We start from the raw sequence: 16878 nt of genomic DNA, 5'->3' as shown, positions 1-16878 counted from the left end.
TGATGAGAGTCTATATAGCAACTACACTTTTACTACTCTTATTGACCGTTTCACAAGTCTGCGCATAGGCTGCGCAATTTCATGGTTGTAAAGGAACCAACTTATAAAATTTGAGCTTCAAACTCAATCAATAATGGCAGCTTGCGCCGCCGGTCGGCAGTGGACCCGGCTGTCCGTATGGCCTTAGCCCCGTCTGGGCGGTCCCGAGTAAATTGCTTTGAAAAGACTCTGCAAGGCGGTGTCTCTCAAAATCAACAAAAGAATAACATGATTCGCCCCGTCTGTCAACTAAATTTTTTTGGCAGTCACCCGCCGCGGGTGCGCAGGGCGGCGCTCGGCGCGCAAAATGGAGCGTTTTGTGCAAAAAAACAGATGCCCTTCCCGCCGCAGTATGCTGTAATAAAGGAACATGAATGGAGAAAGAGAGTGTAGGGATGGCACTGCCAATCGCCATCGTAGAGGATCAAGCCCCGGACGCCCAGCGGCTGGAGGAGCTGCTGCAACAGCAGCTGCCCGAAGCCGAGTGCACATGGTTTACCTGCGGGGATAATTTCCTCCGCGCCGCAGCAGAGCCCGGCTTGTACGCCGTGGTGTTTCTGGATATCTGCATGGCGGGCACCAACGGCATCGAGACTGCCCGTCGGCTGCGGCAGGCCGACCCGGAGGTGCTGATCGTATTCGTGACCTTCTCCCCGGAATATGTATGGGATGCCTTTCCGGTGCACCCCTTGCACCGTGTTCGGGTTGAACAGCAATTCTCTTCTGCCCGCCATCGTGCTGGTCTCTGCCGAGACGGTGGTACACAAACACAACGGCAGTCTGCACTTGGAGATCGAGGAGCAAATCTTCCGGGTGAATGTTCTGTTAAATCTGTAACAACCGGCAGGCCAACGTGAAAGCATTCGCAAAAAGCAGCGCCGTCCTTTGCAGAGAAGTTTTTCTGCGAAGGACGGCGCTGTATTATTTATCGGTTTTTTCTGCGGTTTTCTGTGCGGCTTCCAGATCGTCCACCCGCTTTTGCAGGGCGGTGATCTTATCGTCCATTTTCAAAAATGTCCAGACCAGAACAGCCAGCACCAGCGCGGGAGGAACGACCATCCACAGGGACTGCTGACACCAGAGCAACAGCGAATAGCCGCCGAACACAGTAAAAAGAAACACGGCAAACAGGCTTGCAGCCAGTACAGCAAAAAATCCCATACAGAAAGTCTCCTTTCGGTCATTCTTCCGCTTCTTCCTCGTCCGGGTCCAGCTCGATGCTGAACACGGCTTTTTTCAGTTTGCCGCAGCCCTGCGCTTTCAGGCCGGATTTATACGGCTCCCCGGCCAGATACAGGGCAAAACGTCCCTCGCACAGCATTCCGGCAATGCTGGTACCGGCAGTGCCTACGGTGGTGTCGGCGGCTTCATCGGTGGGCTTGGTGGGGGTCAGCTCCGCAAGGCTTACCTCAAACAGCTCGCTGCCGTCCAAGTCGGTCTCCAGCGTGATGTGGTTGTCGTGGCGCTGGAACAGCGCCTTGTCGGAGGTCTGGGGCGTGACGGTGCTCACGGTGACCACTGCCTTGTCCCCGTCAATGCGGGTGCGCCCGGCGGGCAGGGTGGTGATATCCCGTGCCATGATGTACTCGATCACGGTGTCCAGATTGTCGCTTACGCCCAGATAGTTGGGCAGGTTGTTCAGGGTATCGTAGATCATGGAAAAAGTCCTCCGTTTGTGTCGTTTCTGTTACCTGTATGGTATCACAGGTCTGGGGCAGATGCAATATGTGTGCGGGCGGATGTCGCGAGTCGCGCATCTAAAAAAGCCCCGCAGGGGCTTTTTTACCCGCCGGACTATTCGGCGGGTCGATGCTGTTCGAATCCACCCTTGCATCCACTTTTTCAAGGCAGATAAAACAGAAACTCCGGTACCCATTGGATACCGGAGTCCTTGGTGGGCGCGGGTGGATTGCGCGAGTCGCGCATCTAAAAAAGCCCCGCAGGGGCTTTTTTACCCGCCGGACTATTCGGCGGGTCGATGCTGTTCGAATCCACCCTTGCATCCACTTTTTCAAAGCTGATAAAACAGAAACTCCGGTACCCATTGGATACCGGAGTCCTTGGTGGGCGCGGGTGGATTGCGCGAGCCGCGCATCTAAAAAAGCCCCGCAGGGGCTTTTTTCCCCGCCGGACTATTCGGCGGGTCGATGCTGTTCGAATCCACCCTTGTAGCCCCTTTTGCAAGATAGATAAAACAGAAACTCCGGTACCCATTGGGTACCGGAGTTCTTGGTGGGCGCGGGTGGATTCGAACCACCGAAGCTGAAAGCAGCAGATTTACAGTCTGTCCCCATTGGCCACTCGGGAACACGCCCATATTCGTTTTCCACAGCCGCGTGGACTGCCTGTATATGTTACCACCGAAAGCGCGATTTGTCAACCCATAATTTGGGCTGCGCGCAAAAATATATGTGAAAATCATAAAAACCCTCTCGTCCGGGTGCGCTTTGCAGTGTCCGGGCGGGAGGGCTTTTCAGCCTGACGAAAACAGGTCAGGAGAAGATCACTTCTGGTTCTTCATGTAAATATGGTGCGGCAGACCGGCGATATACAGCGGGGTCAGCTCAGCCTGGATCAGCGGACGGGCGTAGTCCAAGAAGTCCTCGGTCATCTGGGTGTGGTTGTTGTTCATCCAGCTCAAGGGAACCTTCTTTTCCAAGTTGGCAACCTCGCTGATGGGATGCAGCTCGGTGGTGCACTGGTAGGGGTTGTTGGAGATGCGCTTCAGAGCCACCATCTGGCCGGTAACACCCTCAAAGGCTGCCTTGGCAGCAGCACCGCCCACCTGATAGGCCTCGGTGATGTCGGTGCGGCTGGTCAGGTGACCGGCGCAGCGCTGCAGGGTGGAAAGCTCGATGCAGCGGGTCTTGGTGTCCAGATTGCGTGCCACCACGTTGGCCAGATACCGTGCGGTACCGGTCAGTGCCTTGTGGCCGAAAGCGTCCAATGCGTGCACGTCGTCAGCCAGCTCGCAAACATAGCGGCCATCCTCCAGCTTTACGCCCTCGGACACGGCAATGACGATGCTGGGCTTCTTTTCCTGCATCACACGCACCTTTTCCACAAAGCGCTCCACGTTGAAGGGAACCTCGGGCAGGCAGATCATGTCCACGCCCTCGCAATCGTCGCTCTTGGCCAGTGCGGCGGCGGCGGTCAGCCAGCCGGCGTTGCGGCCCATGATCTCCACCACGGTAACGTACTTGGTGCCATACACGGTGGCGTCGCGGATGATCTCTTTCATCACAACACCGATGTACTTGGCCGCAGAGCCGTAGCCGGGGGTGTGGTCGGTGACCATCAGGTCGTTGTCGATGGTCTTGGGCACACCCATAAAGCGGATGTCGCTGCCGATGCGCTGGCCGTAGTCAGCCAGCTTGCCGATGGTGTCCATGGAGTCGTTGCCGCCGATGTAGAAGAAGTAGCCGATGTTCAGCTTTTCCAGAATGACGAACAGCTTTTTGTACACCGCCTCGTCATCCCGCCAGTCGGGCAGCTTGTAGCGGCAGCTGCCCAGAAAGCTGGACGGGGTGCGCTTGAGCAGCTCGATGTCCAAGTCATCGGTCAGCAGGGTGGAAAGATCCACCACCCGCTCCTCCAGCAGACCGGCAACACCGTTGCACATACCGTACACGATGTCTGCGCCGCGGTTCTTGCAGCTTTCAAAGACACCCGCCAGACTGGCATTGATGACAGAGGTGGGGCCGCCGGACTGACCGACAATTGCGTTTTTTCCCATGATGATTTCTCCTTTTTTGTTTTTTCTGTTTCGGCTATAAAAACGTGCAGTTGCACGAAAACAGACGCGGAAGGGAAAGGCGGATCACAGACGGATGTGGCGGGGGGTACCGTTCACATAAACAGGGGTCACCTCGTCCAAAATCAGCGGACGGGCGTACTCCTCAAAAGCTTCGGTCACCTGCATCCCGTCCGGGGTGATCCATTCCAGCGGGACCTTCTTTTCCAGATTTGCCACCTGCTGCACATCCACAGACTCGGTGATGCACTGGTACGGGTAGTTGGAGACCCGCTTGAGGGCGATCATGCGGCCGCTCTCACCGGCAAAGGCAGCAGCTGCGGCGGCACCGCCTACGGCGTAAGCCTCGTTCACATCCGTGCGGCTGGCCAAATGGCTGGCGCAGCGCTGCAGGGTGGAGAACTCGATGGCGCGGCTCTTGCACTGCAGCTTGTCGTGGATGAGCTCCGAAAGGTAACGGCTGGTGCCGCTGAGGATGGCCTTGTGACCAAAGGCGTCCAGCTGACCGGCGGTGGAAACCAGATCGCACAGATAAGTGCCGTCTGCGGTCTTTACGCCCTCGCTGGCTGCGATGATAACGTTGGACTTCACCCGCTGCAGCTCGTCCACCCGGGCAAGGAACTTGTCCTGATCAAAGGGAACTTCCGGCAGCAGGATCAGATCGGGACCTTCGCAGTCCTCGCCGCCGGCCAGACAGGCTGCACCGGCCAGCCAGCCTGCGTGGCGGCCCATGATCTCGGCCACCGTCACGCTGCGGATGTTATACACCGAGGAATCACGGATGACTTCCTTCAAGATGGTAGCAATGTACTTTGCGGCAGAGCCGTAGCCGGGGGTGTGGTCGGTAAGGCACAGGTCGTTGTCGATGGTCTTGGGCACACCGATGAACCGCACACTGCTGCCCACACGCTGCCCGTAGCGGGACAGCTTTGCGATGGTATCCATCGAGTCGTTGCCGCCGATGTAGAACACGGCGCAGATGTCGTACTTGTCAAACAGGGTGAACAGCTTGACGAACGGGGTGGCATCGGTGTCCGGGTCGGGCAGCTTGAAGCGGCAGCTGCCCAGATAGCTGGACGGGGTGCGCTTGAGCAGCTCAATGCTCATGCGGTCATCCAGCAGGACATTGAGCTCCAGCAGCTCTTCCTTGAGCAGACCCTCGATGCCGTACTTCATGCCGTACACCTTGTCTGCACCCAGACTGCGGGCGGCTTTGTATACGCCCGCAAGGCTGGAGTTGATCACGGCGGTAGGGCCGCCGCTCTGACCAATGATGATATTCTTGGCCATGGAAACCTCCTTCAGATCATATAAAATGTGTCCGCTGCCGGGCAAACGGCTTTCCGCACCGTCCGGTAAAGTGATCTGTCGGCCCTGCACTGCCAACAGACCGGGACGGCAAAACAGCCATCTGCCGCAACTGACACAAAAATATTTGCAGCTTGTGTATTCGCTTTTTGTAAAATGTGCAAAATAAGCTGCAATCCTATTGTACCCGTTTTGCCTGTTGTATGCAAGACCCAATTGGTTGCACAGGCAAAAAAAATATGATAAAATAGGTGCGCACTCCAAAAATACCGGGCAGAAGTACCTGTCTGTTGGGATAAATGCAGAAAGCTGGACAGAGAATATGGGCATTTCACACGAGTATCATTCGGCACCCCGGCGGCGCACGCGCGGGGGCATCGGCGGCAAGCTGCGGCTGGCGGGAGTCATTGTGGCCATCCTGCTGGTCGCCTATGCGGTAACCGCCATCTTGGAAAAAGGGACTGTGGAGGAAGAAAGCACCCCGCAGACCGGCACGGGCGGCATTGCACAGAACATTCTGGCACCGCTGCCCATGCAGGGCGAAGCGGCTTCCGGCAGCGGCAGCGAGGGTGCAGCCGGTGACAGCAGCACGGCACAGGCGGTGCAGCTGGAGAGTTTCGGCCCTGCCCGGCAGACCGACGGTGCCTATACCATTAAGTCTTACGATGCCAGCGTCATCCGGCAGCCGGCCTGCGGTCAGGTAGACCTGAGCTATTTTTCGGACGCCGCCTTTCTGGGCGACAGCCTGACGGTGGGCTTCTCGGATTATCAAATCAATCTGAGCGGCGCGCTCATCTGCGGCTATACGGGCGTAGGGCCGGACGCCATCGTCAACCGCGCCGCCGTCAAGAGCCCCACCCGCGGTCAGGAGGTGGCGCTGGATGTGCTGGCAGCGGCGCAACCCAAAAAGCTGTATATCCTGCTGGGCACCAACACCCTGACTACCTTGGGTGCCTCTGACCGTTTTCTGGCCTACTACGGCCAGATGCTGGACGAGCTGCGCCAGACACTGGGGGACGACTGCATTATTTATGTACAGTCCATCCCTCCGGTACGGCCTGCGGCAGCGGAAAAGAAGCCGGGGCTTGCCTCGGACGTGCTACGCGGCGTGAACGAGCAGCTGGCACAGCTGGCCGCCAGCAAGGGCTGCGTTTATCTGGACCTGTGGGAGGCGCTGGCTGACGGCGAGGGCAACCTGAAGGAAATGGTCGCCGCACCGGACGGCGTACACCTTTCGGCCGGCAACGGCTACGGCGCATGGGTCACCTATCTGCGCAACCACGCAAAATATTCCGCAAGTAACCCGTGGATCATGGGCAGCGCTTACAGCGCAGAATAAAAAAGCAAAAAGCAGGTGCACCGCCTTTTCAAAAGCCAACGCTTTTGATAAAGATACGGTGCACCTGTTTTTTTGTATTATTTTTTATCTGGCGGGTCATCCAGCCCTTTGAACATCACCATGCCCAGACTTACAAAACTGGCCCCCAGCACAAACCCGACCGTCCCCAGCGACACGCTGAACAAAACGCCCATGGCAACGCCGAACAGGATGCCTGCGATTTGACTTTTCTTCATCTTACTGCTCTGCCTTTCCGTACCATGCAACGGACAGCCGCCACGAGAGAGCATACAGCGCCAGCGCCGCCGCCAGCACTACGACCAGCACCAGCAGCGAACCCTGCGCAGGCAGGAGGCTGTTTAAAGCATTGTCCCCCGAAGAAACGAAATAGCCCATAAAGCTCGCAAGCAGACCGATGCACAGGTAGTACACATACCGGGCTTTCTGGTAGCCAAAGCGGTAGGTCAACGGCAGCAGGATGATGTTGCCCAGCAGGGTCAGCATCGCCACCTGAAGCAGGGTCGCCACGGTGAGCTGAACCGTCACCGTGCCCCAGAGCAGCTGTGCTGCCGCCAGCGCTGCCATGCTCAGCAGCTCCGCCAGCACCATACCACACAGTACGATGAGGTATTTGCCGCCCACGATCTGTCCTTTTGTCACCGGCAGGGCGGCGCTGTAAGCGCTGAACCGGCTGTTCTGGTCGTAAGCCAGCAAGGTCATGGGCGACATTCCCAGCAAAAGCCCGCCGTACAGCATAAAGAAATTAGACCCTTCCTTCATGAAAAACGTTCCCATCAGCATCATAGCCACCGACACCAGAATGATCCATCTGGTGTAGCTCCACATCTGATAGGCATCCTTTAATAGCAGACCTTTCATTGCACGTTCTCCCCTTTCACCATCAGTACAAACAATTCCTCAATGCTTACCGGGGCAAGCTCTGCTCCGGCGGGCATTGCATCCCGGCGCACAAGCGCCTCGGCACCGTAGGGGGTGACCCGCTTGCCGTATACCTGCGTATCCAATGCCGCCAGCTGCGCCGCCGTGCCATGCCACAGGGCATATTCCTCCCGCAGGGCGTCCTTTTCCTCACAGAGCAGCAGCCTGCCCTTGTGCAGGAAGGCGATGGTATCGCACAGCTTTTCCAAGTCGCTGACGATATGGGAAGAGATGAGGATGGAGTGGTTTTCGTCCCGGGCAAAGTCCAGCAGCAGGTCGGTCACCTCGTCCCGCACCACCGGGTCCAGCCCGTTGGTGGCTTCGTCCAACAGCAGCAGCTTCGGGTGGTGCGCCAGCGCCACGGCGATGCACAGCTTCATCTTCATGCCGGTGGAGTAGTCCTTGTACTGCTTTTTGTCCGGCAGGCCGAACTTTTGGCACAGCTCCGCATAGGCGGCAGCGTCCCAGTTGCGGTAGATGCCCGCCATCACCTTGCCCGTCTGCACCGCGTTCAGGCACAGGGGGATGCCCTCGCTGCCCAGCACCACGCCGATTTCCTCCTTGGTGCGGACAGAAACGGTGCGGCTGTCCCTGCCGAGGATGGTCACAGTGCCGCCGTCCCGCTGCACCATGTCCAGAATCAGCCGGATAGTGGTGCTTTTGCCTGCTCCGTTTTCGCCGATCAGGCCGCAGATGGTGCCGCCGGGCAGGGTCAGGTCCAGCGGGCCAAGGGTAAAGTCCTTATAGTGCTTTGTAAGCCCCTGCAGTTCCAGTGCGTTCATATTCAGCCCTCCCATAGAAGTTCCAGCATCTCCCCCAGCTCTTCCCTGCTCAGCCCGCAGGAGGCGGACAGGCGGACAGCCTCGGTAAGATGCGCTTCAATTTTTTTCAGGTTTTCTTCCCGCAGCAGCTCGGTGTTTTTCGGGGCTACAAAAAAGCCCTTTGCCGGTACGGCGTAAAGAAAGCCCTCTTTTTCCAGTTCATCGTAGGCGCGCTTGGTAGTAATGACGCTGATGCGCAGATCCCGTGCCAGCCCCCGGATGGATGGCATGGCCTCGTCCGGCTGCAAAGCCCCGCTGATGATCTGCTGCTTGATCTGATTGTAGATCTGGTCATAGATGGGCGCGCCGCTTTTGTTGTTGATAAACAGTTCCATCGGCTGCTCCTTTGACGCTTGTGTTTTATCTGTATATGCACAGTATATACAGCAGATACAGATTTGTCAAGAGGGTGCGCAAAAAAAATACACCCGCCGCCCAAAACGGACAGCGGGTGCAATTTTTATAGGTTTTACAGTGCCTTGATGGCGGTCTTGATGCGCTCGGCGGCAAGCTTGGTCTTTTCCGCATCGCCGAAAGCAGTCAGGCGGAAGTAGCCCTCGCCGCACTCGCCGAAGCCCACGCCGGGGGTGCCCACAACGCCGCAGTTTTCCAGCAGCCAGTCAAAGAACTCCCAGCTCTTCATGTTGCCGGGGCAGCGCAGCCAGATGTAGGGGCTGTTCTTGCCGCCGCAGTACCACACGCCGCACTCGTCCAGTGCATCGGCGATGACCTTTGCGTTGCGGCGGTAGTAGTCCAGATTAGACTGGATCTCGGCCATGCCGCTCTCGGTGAACACGGCGGCAGCGGCGCGCTGCACCACATAAGGCACACCGTTGAACTTGGTGGTCTGGCGGCGCAGCCACAGCTTATTCAGGTTCATCCCCTCGCGCTCCAGCTCCTTGGGCACGACGGTGTAGCCGCAGCGGGTGCCGGTGAAGCCTGCGATCTTGGAGAAGGAGCAGATCTCCACGGCGCACTCGCGTGCACCCTCGATCTCGAAGATGCTGCGGGCCAGCTCGCCGTCCGAGATGAAGCACTCGTAGGCGGCATCGTACAGGATGATGGCATCATTCTTGCGGGCGTAATCCACCCATGCCTTCAGCTGTGCGCGGGTGTAGGCAGCGCCGGTGGGGTTGTTGGGGCTGCAGATATAGATGATATCTGCCTTCACGCTCTCGTCCGGCATGCCGAGGAAGCCATTTTCCTGCCCGGTGCGGCTGTAAATAATCTTGCGGCCATCAGTGACGTTATCGTCCACATAGGTGGGGTACACGGGATCCGGTACCAGCACGGTGTTGTCCACATCGAACAGACCCAGCAGGTTTGCAAGGTCGCTCTTTGCGCCGTCCGAGATAAAGATCTCGTCCTCGGCAAGCTGGGTGCCGCGGCCGGCGTAGTAGCCCTGAATAGCCTGCTTGAGGAAGGGGTAGCCCTGCTCCGGGCCGTAGCCGTGGAAGCCCTCCTTGGTGCCCATCTCCTCGGCGGCGTCACGCATGGCCTGCACCACGCACTTTGCCAGCGGCTGGGTCACATCGCCGATGCCCAGACGGATGATCTCCTTTTCCGGGTGTGCCTCCTGATACGCAGCCACCTTGTGGGCAATGTCCACGAACAGATAGCTGGCCTTCAGCTCATTGTAATGCTTGTTCATCTTCATGATACTTTCCCTCGCTTCTATATTGTGGAACCCTCTCAGTCATCTCGCATTCGCTCGATGCCAGCTCCCCCCAGAGGGGGAACTTTTTCAAAGGGTCATTTTACACTTCGGTCGTGCCCTCGCACACGGTCTCGGCAGCGCCGGTCATCAGCAGCTGCTTGCCGGGCAGAACCCGGATGGTCAGCTCGCCGCCGCGCAGCTGCACATGGACGTCCTCCCCGGCAGGGCAGACGCCCAGCTCGGTCAGGGCTGCCACAGTGGCGCAGGTTCCGGTGCCGCAGGCCCATGTCTCGCCGCTGCCGCGCTCCCATACACGCATCTTCAGGTGGGTGGCGTCCACTACCTGCACAAACTCGGTGTTGATGCGCTCCGGGAAGTTTTCGTGGTGCTCAAAGCCCGGGCCGATCTGCTCCAGCTTCAGGCTGTCCACATCCGGCACAATGGTCACGCAATGGGGGTTGCCCACGCTGATGCAGGTCACCCGCCACAGGTTCTCTTCCACCTCCAAGGGCAGATCTACCAGCGGCCCTTCGCCCATGTTCACGGCGGGCAGCGCCGCTGCCATGGCGGTGTAGGCCCCCATCTCCACCTGCCACAACCCTTCGCCCATGCGGGCAACGGTCTTTAAGCCGCTGAGGGTGTCGATGGCAAGCTTCGGCTTTGCCGTGCCGTGGGTGTACAGCCACTCGGCCACGCAGCGGATGCCGTTGCCGCACATCTTGCCCTCGCTGCCGTCCGCATTGAAGATGCGCATCATGGCATCTGCCCCGGCAGTGACCGGTGCGCAGATGCAGATAATGCCGTCCGCGCCGATGGAAAAGTGCCGCCGGGACAGCCGCTCTGAAAGCGCTGCGATCTCCTCCGGCACGCCGGAGGTGCGGCAGTCCAGATAGATATAGTCGTTGGCGCAGCCCTGCATTTTGGTGAATGAAAGCTTCATGCTTATCGCTCCTTATAAAAGAGACTGGTCAGTCCCTGTAAACTCATTACTTTATAATGATAAAAAAACCGGCACGAGATGTCAAGGGAAAAAGCAGCTTTCAGACAATTTTCTTCAGTTGCTGCAAAACAGGGCTTGACAATACGCACTGCATGGGATATAAAAAAAGGGAGCGCTTTGTACAGCAGGCAAGGCTGTGCCGAATACCGGAGGTTTTTCCGGGGCACGGCGGGCTGTACGCGTATGCAATACAACTGCAAAAAGGAGACCACAGGAATGGATACTTTTGAAAAAATCCGTGCATTGCTGGCTGAGCAGCTGGACGTTGACCCGGCAAAGATCACGCTGGAAAGCGATATCATGAGCGATTTCGAGGCAGACAGTCTGGATATCGTGGACATGGTGATGACGCTGGAGGACGAGTTTGGCATCGAGGTGCCGGACGACGCGATCGAGTCCCTGCGCACCGTAGGCGATGTGGTAAACTTTGTGGACAGCCACGCGCAGAATTGATTCTTTTAGGCAAAAGCCCCGCCTTTGCAGTGCGGCACACGGCCGTGCAGGCAGACGGGGCTTTATTATGGTTCGTGCGGAACGCACAGCGTTTGGCGCACGGCCTTGGGAGGATATAACAAAATGGCAAAAGACAACAAGAAGCTCGTGCAGGCGATCACCAGTCAGGAAGAAAACTTTGCACAGTGGTACACCGATATCTGCGTAAAGGCAGAGCTGGTGGAGTATTCCAGTGTGAAGGGCTTTATCATCCTGCGCCCCTATGGTCAGGCCATCTGGGAGCTGATCCAGAAGGATCTGGATGCCCGGTTCAAGGCCACCGGCCATGAGAACGTGGCTATGCCGGTGCTGATCCCGGAAAGCCTGCTGCAGAAGGAAGGCGAGCTCGTCAATGGCTTCGCGCCGGAGGTGGCGTGGGTCACGATGGGCGGCTCCGACAAGCTGGAAGAGCGTCTGGCAGTGCGTCCCACCAGCGAGACCATGTTCTGCGACCACTGGTCCCGCGTGCTGCACAGCTACCGCGAGCTTCCCATGAAGTACAACCAGTGGTGCAGCGTGGTGCGCTGGGAAAAGACCACCCGTCCCTTCCTGCGCAGCCGAGAGTTCTGGTGGCAGGAGGGTCACACCATCCACGAGACCGCTGCCGAGGCCGAGGCTGAGACCCAGCAGCAGCTGAACTGCTACGCAGACACCTGCGAGCAGGATCTGGCGATCCCCGTGGTGAAGGGCCGCAAGACCGACAAGGAAAAGTTTGCCGGTGCTGAGGCCACCTACACCATCGAGGCCATGATGAAGGACGGCAAGGCACTGCAGAGCGGCACCAGCCACTACTTTGGCGATAAGTTCAGCAAGGCTTACGACGTTACCTTTACCGGCCGCGACAACCAGCTGCATCATCCGTTCCAGACCAGCTGGGGCGTTTCCACCCGTCTGGTGGGTGCCATCATCATGACCCACGGCGATGACGACGGTCTGATCCTGCCCCCGGCCATTGCCCCCATCCAGGTGGTGGTTGTGCCCATTGCCGCCCACAAGCCCGGCGTCTCTGAGAAGGCTGCCGAACTGGCTGAAAAGATCAGCAAGTACGCCCGCGTGAAGCTGGACGACAGCGACAACGCCCCCGGCTGGAAGTTTGCCCAGTGGGAGATGAAGGGTGTGCCCCTGCGCCTTGAGATCGGCCCCAAGGATCTGGAAAAGAACCAGTGCGTTCTGGTGCGCCGCGACACCCGCGAGAAGGTCTTTGTAAGCTTGGACGAGCTGGAGACCGCCATCCCCGCCCAGCTGGAGGCTCTGCGCAAGGATCTGTACGAGCGTGCGCTGGAAAACCGCGAAAAGCGCACCTGGGCTGCCACCATCATGGACGAGGTGAAGGAGCTGGCAAAAGCCAACACCGGCTACATCAAGACCATGTGGTGCGGCGATCTGGCCTGCGAGATGAAGATGAAGGAAGAGGCCGGACTTTCCAGCCGCTGCATGCCCTTTGAGCAGGAGCAGCTCAGTGATGTGTGCCCCTGCTGCGGTAAGCCCGCTAAGGCTATGGTCTACTGGGGCGTTGCTTACTAAGCATCTGTTTTTCTGACCCGATACAAAACCCCCAGAGCGCTTTTGTGCTCCGGGGGTTTTACTTGTCATTTGTCAAATTATATGTTATTATAAAATTGTTGCTTCGGCAGCAAGGCACTGCACATAACGGCAGGCGGTTCGGCCCCACTTCCGAAAGGAGGTGAAGCTTATGCCAATTACTTTGACGTTCCATATCTTCGGATTGGTATTTACCATCAAGGTAAAAAGCGAGAACCGCCACCCTGGCCGGTGACGGTTCTTAGCTTCTAAGACGGTTCATCAAAAGGGCTGACCGCTTGTCGCAGTGCCTTTTCTATTTACAGTATACCCACTTTTGAGGTTTCTGTCAAGAGCACGCCGTTTCGTTTCTGCGTGCTTTTTTATTACCGGTCAAAGGTGGTGCTAAGGGTGGTCTGCCAGCTTTCGCCGGGGGCAAGGCAGGCGGCTGCGGCGCGCTGCTCCCAGTCCTTCGGGTCGGTAACGGCTGCAGGCAGACTGTGCCACGGCTCGATGCACACAAACCGTACCGGCTTTGCGGGAGCCGACCAGATGAGCGAATAGGGGTAGCCCTCCACCTTGCAGGTGATATTGCGGCCGGTATCCTTCTCGCAGATGCCGATGGTGCCGGTGCGCAGGCCTGCCATGCAGAAGCTGTCGTTGGCAAACAGGTCATCGGTCAGCGGGATGGCCTGCTGATTCTTCCACTGGTAATAGCTCTTGCCGCTCAGCAGCCCGTTGGGGCGGGCATCGAGGATGACCGGGCTTTCCGGCTGGTCAAAGCGGAACTCGTAGTCGGTGGTGGTATGCTTATCGTCGAACGGCACGTTGAACGCCGGGTGGAAGCCGATGCCGAAGCGCAGCTCCTCCGTGCCGGGGTTCGTCACCTGCAGGGTATGGTGCACGGTCTTGCCCTCCAGACGGAAGGTGCTGGTGAGCACAAAGTCATAGGGGAAGCGCTCTGCCTTGATGGCATAGTCTGCCCGCAGCTCCAGCTGGATGGTGTCCCCTTCTGCCCGCAGCAGGATGTGCTCCAGATCCCGGGCAAAGCCGTGCTGACCGCCCTTCCATGTTTTGCCCTTGGCGGTAAAGGTGCCGTCCACCAGCTTGCCCGTCCACGGGAACAAAATGGGCGCGTGGCGCTTCCAGATGGCGGGGTCGGCCTGCCAGAGCAGTTCTTCGCCTGCGGCGTTTTTCAGGCTGACAGCCTCTGCACCGTGGGTATCCACGGTCAGGGTCAGGAATTCGTTGTGAATGGTTGCCTGCATTTTCAGTATCTCCTTTGTCCTTCTTATTTTCCGGGGCCTGCTGTTTCCAGTATACTCCCCTGTGCACCAAAAATAAAGCCCCAGTCCGCCCGGTTTCAGCAGGGCTGCGCCAGCGGCAGGGTGACGGCAAAGGTAGTGCCGTTTTCGCTGCTGCGCTCCACGGTCGCACTGCCGCCGTGCAGTACGGCGATCTCCCGCACAAGGGCAAGGCCAAGCCCCACGCCGCCCATCTCCCGACTGCGGGATTTATCCACCCGGAAAAAGGGCTGGAAGATGCTCTCCCGGCAGTCTGCGGGGATGCCGGGGCCGGTATCTGCAACGCGCAGCACAGCATTCTGCTTTTCCTTCCGCAGGGTGACACGCACCGCGCCGCCGGGGCGGTTATATTTGATGCCGTTTTCCACCAGATTGAACACCAGCCGGTAGATCAGCGCATCGCTGCCCACCATGCCAAGCTCCTCGCAGTCCTGCTGCAAGGTGATGCCATTTTTCTGGGCAAGAGGGGTCAAATCGGTCAAGATCTCCTCCACCAACGGTGCAAGGGAGATCTGGTCGGTGCGGGAGACCGATTGCAGATTGCTCATTTCCAGCAGCGTGCGCACAAGGGCGGTCAGGCGGTCCAGCTGCTCCCGCAGGGAGTGCTCGTCCTCTACCACCAAAAGGCGCATTTTATTTTCCACCCTTCCCATAAAAATTGCGTTTTTTTCATTATAACAGATTATAGCAGACGGTATTAAGATTCGTGTTAAGATTTTCTTAGCAGAAATTTTATCTCCCATAGTGTATACTGGTGTCATCAAACAACAGGAGGCTATGATGTTCATGACAAAAAAACAGGCGCAGCTGCTTTTGCTGGCTGCCGGGGTACTGATGCTGCTGTTCGGCTTATGGCGGGGCGAGGCAGACACCGTATTTTCAAAGGCCATCCGGCTGTGTATGGAGTGTGTGGGTATTGGATAAGAAAAAACTAAATCCCCTTGCCCGGTTCCGGGGCTTTATACAGGCCGGGGCGACCCTTTTGACCAATATCCACCTGCCCAACTTTGCCAAAGGGACGCTGTATCAGGGCGGTGGAAAATACGTCTGCGTACCGGGGCTGAACTGCTATTCCTGCCCGGGCGCTGCGGCTGCCTGCCCGGTGGGAGCATCCCAAGCGGTGGTGGGCTCTTCCAAGTTCCGCTTCTCCTACTACATCACCGGCATCCTCATCCTTTTCGGGGTGCTGCTGGGACGGTTCATCTGCGGCTTTCTCTGCCCGTTTGGCTGGTTTCAGGAGCTTTTGCACAAGATTCCCTCTCCCAAGCTTTCCACCAAGAAACTGAAGCCGCTGCGCTATTTAAAGTATGCCGTTCTGCTGGTCATGGTGGTGCTGCTGCCCCTGCTGGCGGTCAATGAGTTGGGCATGGGCGACCCGTTCTTCTGCAAGTATCTCTGCCCGCAGGGCGTGCTGGAAGGTGCCCTTCCCCTCTCTTTGACCAATGCGGGCATCCGCGCCGCGCTGGGCAAGCTGTTCACATGGAAAGCCTGCATTCTGCTGGCAGTCATTGTGGGCAGTGTAATGTTCTACCGCCCCTTCTGCAAGTGGCTGTGCCCGCTGGGCGCGTTCTATGCACTGCTGAACAAGGTCTCACTGTTCCAGATGCGCGTAGACACCCACAAATGCGTCTCCTGCGGTGCCTGTGCAAAGTCCTGCAAGATGGACGTAGACATTACCAAGACCCCCAGCCACGCCGAATGTATCCGCTGCGGGATGTGTATGAAAGCATGCCCAACGGACGCCATCCAGTACAAGTTCGGGCTGGGAGACCAATCAAACACTGAAACAACAAAGGAGTAAAACCATGAAGCTTAACCGTGTAACCGCACTTTTGCTCAGCCTCGCGCTGGCTTTCAGCCTTGCCGCCTGCGGGCAGGGTGCATCCTCTGCATCTACTGCATCTTCCGCTTCCTCTGCGGCAGCGGAAAGCAAGACCGAGGAGCAGTTGCTGGCCGAGGAAAACGAGATCCTTTCCGCAAACGATGCTCTGTGGGAGAAGGTGTTCGCTTCCATGGACAAAAACATGACCGAGGCCACCCTCAGCACGAACTACGGCGATTTTCTGCTCAGCGCCGTGGAAAAGGCAAAGGACCAGTTCTCGGCCGAGGAGTACAAGACCCTGACCGCCGATGCGGAAAAGATTCGTGCCATCGAGGAGCAGATCGCCGCCCTTGCCCCCGCAGAGGATGCCGCTTCCGGCGCTGCCGCACAGGGCACTGCCTTCCCCCAGTTTGAGGGCAGCGATTTAGAGGGCAACCCGGTGGACAACAGCCTGTTTGCGGGCAATGCCTTTACGGTGGTGAACTTCTGGTTCAACGGCTGCAAGCCCTGCGTGGAGGAACTGGACGACCTGAACGCCCTGAACGAGAAGGTCAAGGCACAGGGCGGCGAGGTGGTCGGCATCAACACCGAGACGCTGGACGGCAATCAGCAGGGCATTGAAGCCGCCAAAAAGCTGCTGGCTGCAAAGGGCGCAAGCTACCGCAACATCTACTTTGCTTCCGGCAGCGAGGCCGGTAAGTTCGCGCTGAACATGATGGCCTTCCCTACCACCTACGTTTTTGACCGGGACGGCAACGTTGTGGGGCAGCCCCTGCTGGGCGGCATCGACAAGGAAGAGAACCTTGCCGCCCTGCAAAAAAACATTGACGCCGCCCTTGCCAAGGACAGCACCAAATAAGCTATTCTCCCCTGCCGCCTACG

General features: G+C 58.0%; 19 protein-coding genes and 1 tRNA gene. 7 read left to right on the top strand and 13 right to left on the bottom strand.

Annotated features, from left to right (window positions below):
• Positions 1–434: 434 nt before the first annotated feature.
• The gene (locus tag ACXPUX_RS07415; RefSeq protein WP_458827752.1) at positions 435–896 is read left to right on the top strand and encodes a LytR/AlgR family response regulator transcription factor; all 462 of its coding nucleotides are present in this window, start codon (positions 435–437) and stop codon (positions 894–896) included.
• A gap of 64 nt (positions 897–960) precedes the next feature.
• Here the strand turns inward: ACXPUX_RS07415 and ACXPUX_RS07410 are convergent, their stop codons facing one another.
• The 5 genes from ACXPUX_RS07410 to ACXPUX_RS07390 form a co-directional block, all read right to left on the bottom strand.
• Entirely contained in the window at positions 961–1200 is a 240-nt protein-coding gene (locus ACXPUX_RS07410; RefSeq protein WP_458827751.1) for a hypothetical protein, read from the bottom strand.
• Between the two features lie 19 nt (positions 1201–1219).
• Positions 1220–1696: a YhcH/YjgK/YiaL family protein gene (locus ACXPUX_RS07405; RefSeq protein ID WP_097779590.1), complete on the bottom strand. Its 477-nt coding sequence runs from the start codon at positions 1694–1696 to the stop codon at positions 1220–1222.
• 573 nt (positions 1697–2269) lie between these two features.
• Positions 2270–2354: transfer RNA gene (locus tag ACXPUX_RS07400), tRNA-Tyr, on the bottom strand.
• A 188-nt stretch (positions 2355–2542) separates the two neighbouring features.
• The gene (locus ACXPUX_RS07395; RefSeq protein WP_458827750.1) at positions 2543–3775 is read right to left on the bottom strand and encodes a 6-phosphofructokinase; all 1233 of its coding nucleotides are present in this window, start codon (positions 3773–3775) and stop codon (positions 2543–2545) included.
• Between the two features lie 84 nt (positions 3776–3859).
• Entirely contained in the window at positions 3860–5083 is a 1224-nt protein-coding gene (locus ACXPUX_RS07390; RefSeq protein ID WP_097785863.1) for a 6-phosphofructokinase, read from the bottom strand.
• A gap of 340 nt (positions 5084–5423) precedes the next feature.
• Here ACXPUX_RS07390 and ACXPUX_RS07385 point away from each other — a divergent pair, with 340 nt between their 5' ends.
• Complete coding sequence (locus ACXPUX_RS07385; RefSeq protein WP_458827749.1) at positions 5424–6440, top strand: GDSL-type esterase/lipase family protein; 1017 nt, start codon at positions 5424–5426, stop codon at positions 6438–6440.
• A gap of 77 nt (positions 6441–6517) precedes the next feature.
• Here ACXPUX_RS07385 and ACXPUX_RS07380 read toward each other — a convergent pair whose 3' ends face one another.
• From ACXPUX_RS07380 to dapF, 6 genes are all read right to left on the bottom strand, one after another.
• On the bottom strand, positions 6518–6676 hold the full coding sequence (locus tag ACXPUX_RS07380) for a hypothetical protein (RefSeq protein WP_458827748.1): 159 nt from the start codon (positions 6674–6676) through the stop codon (positions 6518–6520).
• Between the two features lies 1 nt (position 6677).
• The gene (locus tag ACXPUX_RS07375; RefSeq protein WP_458827747.1) at positions 6678–7319 is read right to left on the bottom strand and encodes an ABC-2 transporter permease; all 642 of its coding nucleotides are present in this window, start codon (positions 7317–7319) and stop codon (positions 6678–6680) included.
• A complete protein-coding gene (locus tag ACXPUX_RS07370; RefSeq protein WP_458827746.1) occupies positions 7316–8161 on the bottom strand; it encodes an ABC transporter ATP-binding protein in 846 nt (281 codons plus the stop codon). Before ACXPUX_RS07370 ends, ACXPUX_RS07375 begins: the two co-directional genes overlap by 4 nt.
• A gap of 2 nt (positions 8162–8163) precedes the next feature.
• Entirely contained in the window at positions 8164–8583 is a 420-nt protein-coding gene (locus ACXPUX_RS07365; RefSeq protein WP_458831188.1) for a GntR family transcriptional regulator, read from the bottom strand.
• 86 nt (positions 8584–8669) lie between these two features.
• The gene (locus ACXPUX_RS07360; protein WP_458827745.1) at positions 8670–9857 is read right to left on the bottom strand and encodes an LL-diaminopimelate aminotransferase; all 1188 of its coding nucleotides are present in this window, start codon (positions 9855–9857) and stop codon (positions 8670–8672) included.
• A 100-nt stretch (positions 9858–9957) separates the two neighbouring features.
• On the bottom strand, positions 9958–10797 hold the full coding sequence (gene dapF, locus ACXPUX_RS07355; RefSeq protein ID WP_458827744.1) for a diaminopimelate epimerase: 840 nt from the start codon (positions 10795–10797) through the stop codon (positions 9958–9960).
• Between the two features lie 276 nt (positions 10798–11073).
• Here dapF and acpP point away from each other — a divergent pair, with 276 nt between their 5' ends.
• Together acpP and proS are read left to right on the top strand one after the other, a co-directional pair.
• Entirely contained in the window at positions 11074–11310 is a 237-nt protein-coding gene (gene acpP / locus ACXPUX_RS07350) for an acyl carrier protein (RefSeq protein ID WP_015537798.1), read from the top strand.
• Positions 11311–11433: 123 nt separating this feature from the next.
• A complete protein-coding gene (gene proS / locus ACXPUX_RS07345) occupies positions 11434–12873 on the top strand; it encodes a proline--tRNA ligase (protein ID WP_458827743.1) in 1440 nt (479 codons plus the stop codon).
• A gap of 383 nt (positions 12874–13256) precedes the next feature.
• Here the strand turns inward: proS and ACXPUX_RS07340 are convergent, their stop codons facing one another.
• Positions 13257–14138: an aldose 1-epimerase family protein gene (locus ACXPUX_RS07340; RefSeq protein WP_458827742.1), complete on the bottom strand. Its 882-nt coding sequence runs from the start codon at positions 14136–14138 to the stop codon at positions 13257–13259.
• 95 nt (positions 14139–14233) lie between these two features.
• Entirely contained in the window at positions 14234–14806 is a 573-nt protein-coding gene (locus tag ACXPUX_RS07335) for a sensor histidine kinase (RefSeq protein ID WP_458827741.1), read from the bottom strand.
• A 148-nt stretch (positions 14807–14954) separates the two neighbouring features.
• Here ACXPUX_RS07335 and ACXPUX_RS07330 point away from each other — a divergent pair, with 148 nt between their 5' ends.
• From ACXPUX_RS07330 to ACXPUX_RS07320, 3 genes are read left to right on the top strand one after another with little or no spacing between them, the layout of a single operon-like run.
• Positions 14955–15098, top strand: a complete 144-nt coding sequence (locus tag ACXPUX_RS07330; RefSeq protein ID WP_337678835.1) for a CD1871A family CXXC motif-containing protein — start codon at positions 14955–14957, stop codon at positions 15096–15098.
• On the top strand, positions 15091–15975 hold the full coding sequence (locus tag ACXPUX_RS07325; RefSeq protein WP_458827740.1) for a 4Fe-4S binding protein: 885 nt from the start codon (positions 15091–15093) through the stop codon (positions 15973–15975). Before ACXPUX_RS07330 ends, ACXPUX_RS07325 begins: the two co-directional genes overlap by 8 nt.
• A gap of 4 nt (positions 15976–15979) precedes the next feature.
• Positions 15980–16855: a TlpA family protein disulfide reductase gene (locus ACXPUX_RS07320; RefSeq protein WP_458827739.1), complete on the top strand. Its 876-nt coding sequence runs from the start codon at positions 15980–15982 to the stop codon at positions 16853–16855.
• Positions 16856–16878: the final 23 nt, after the last annotated feature.

The sequence above is a fragment of the Faecalibacterium sp. PGM34 genome (genome assembly GCF_054456555.1).
The sequence above is the reverse complement of the archived record's forward strand: the minus strand, read 5'-3'. Positions and strand labels throughout refer to the sequence as shown.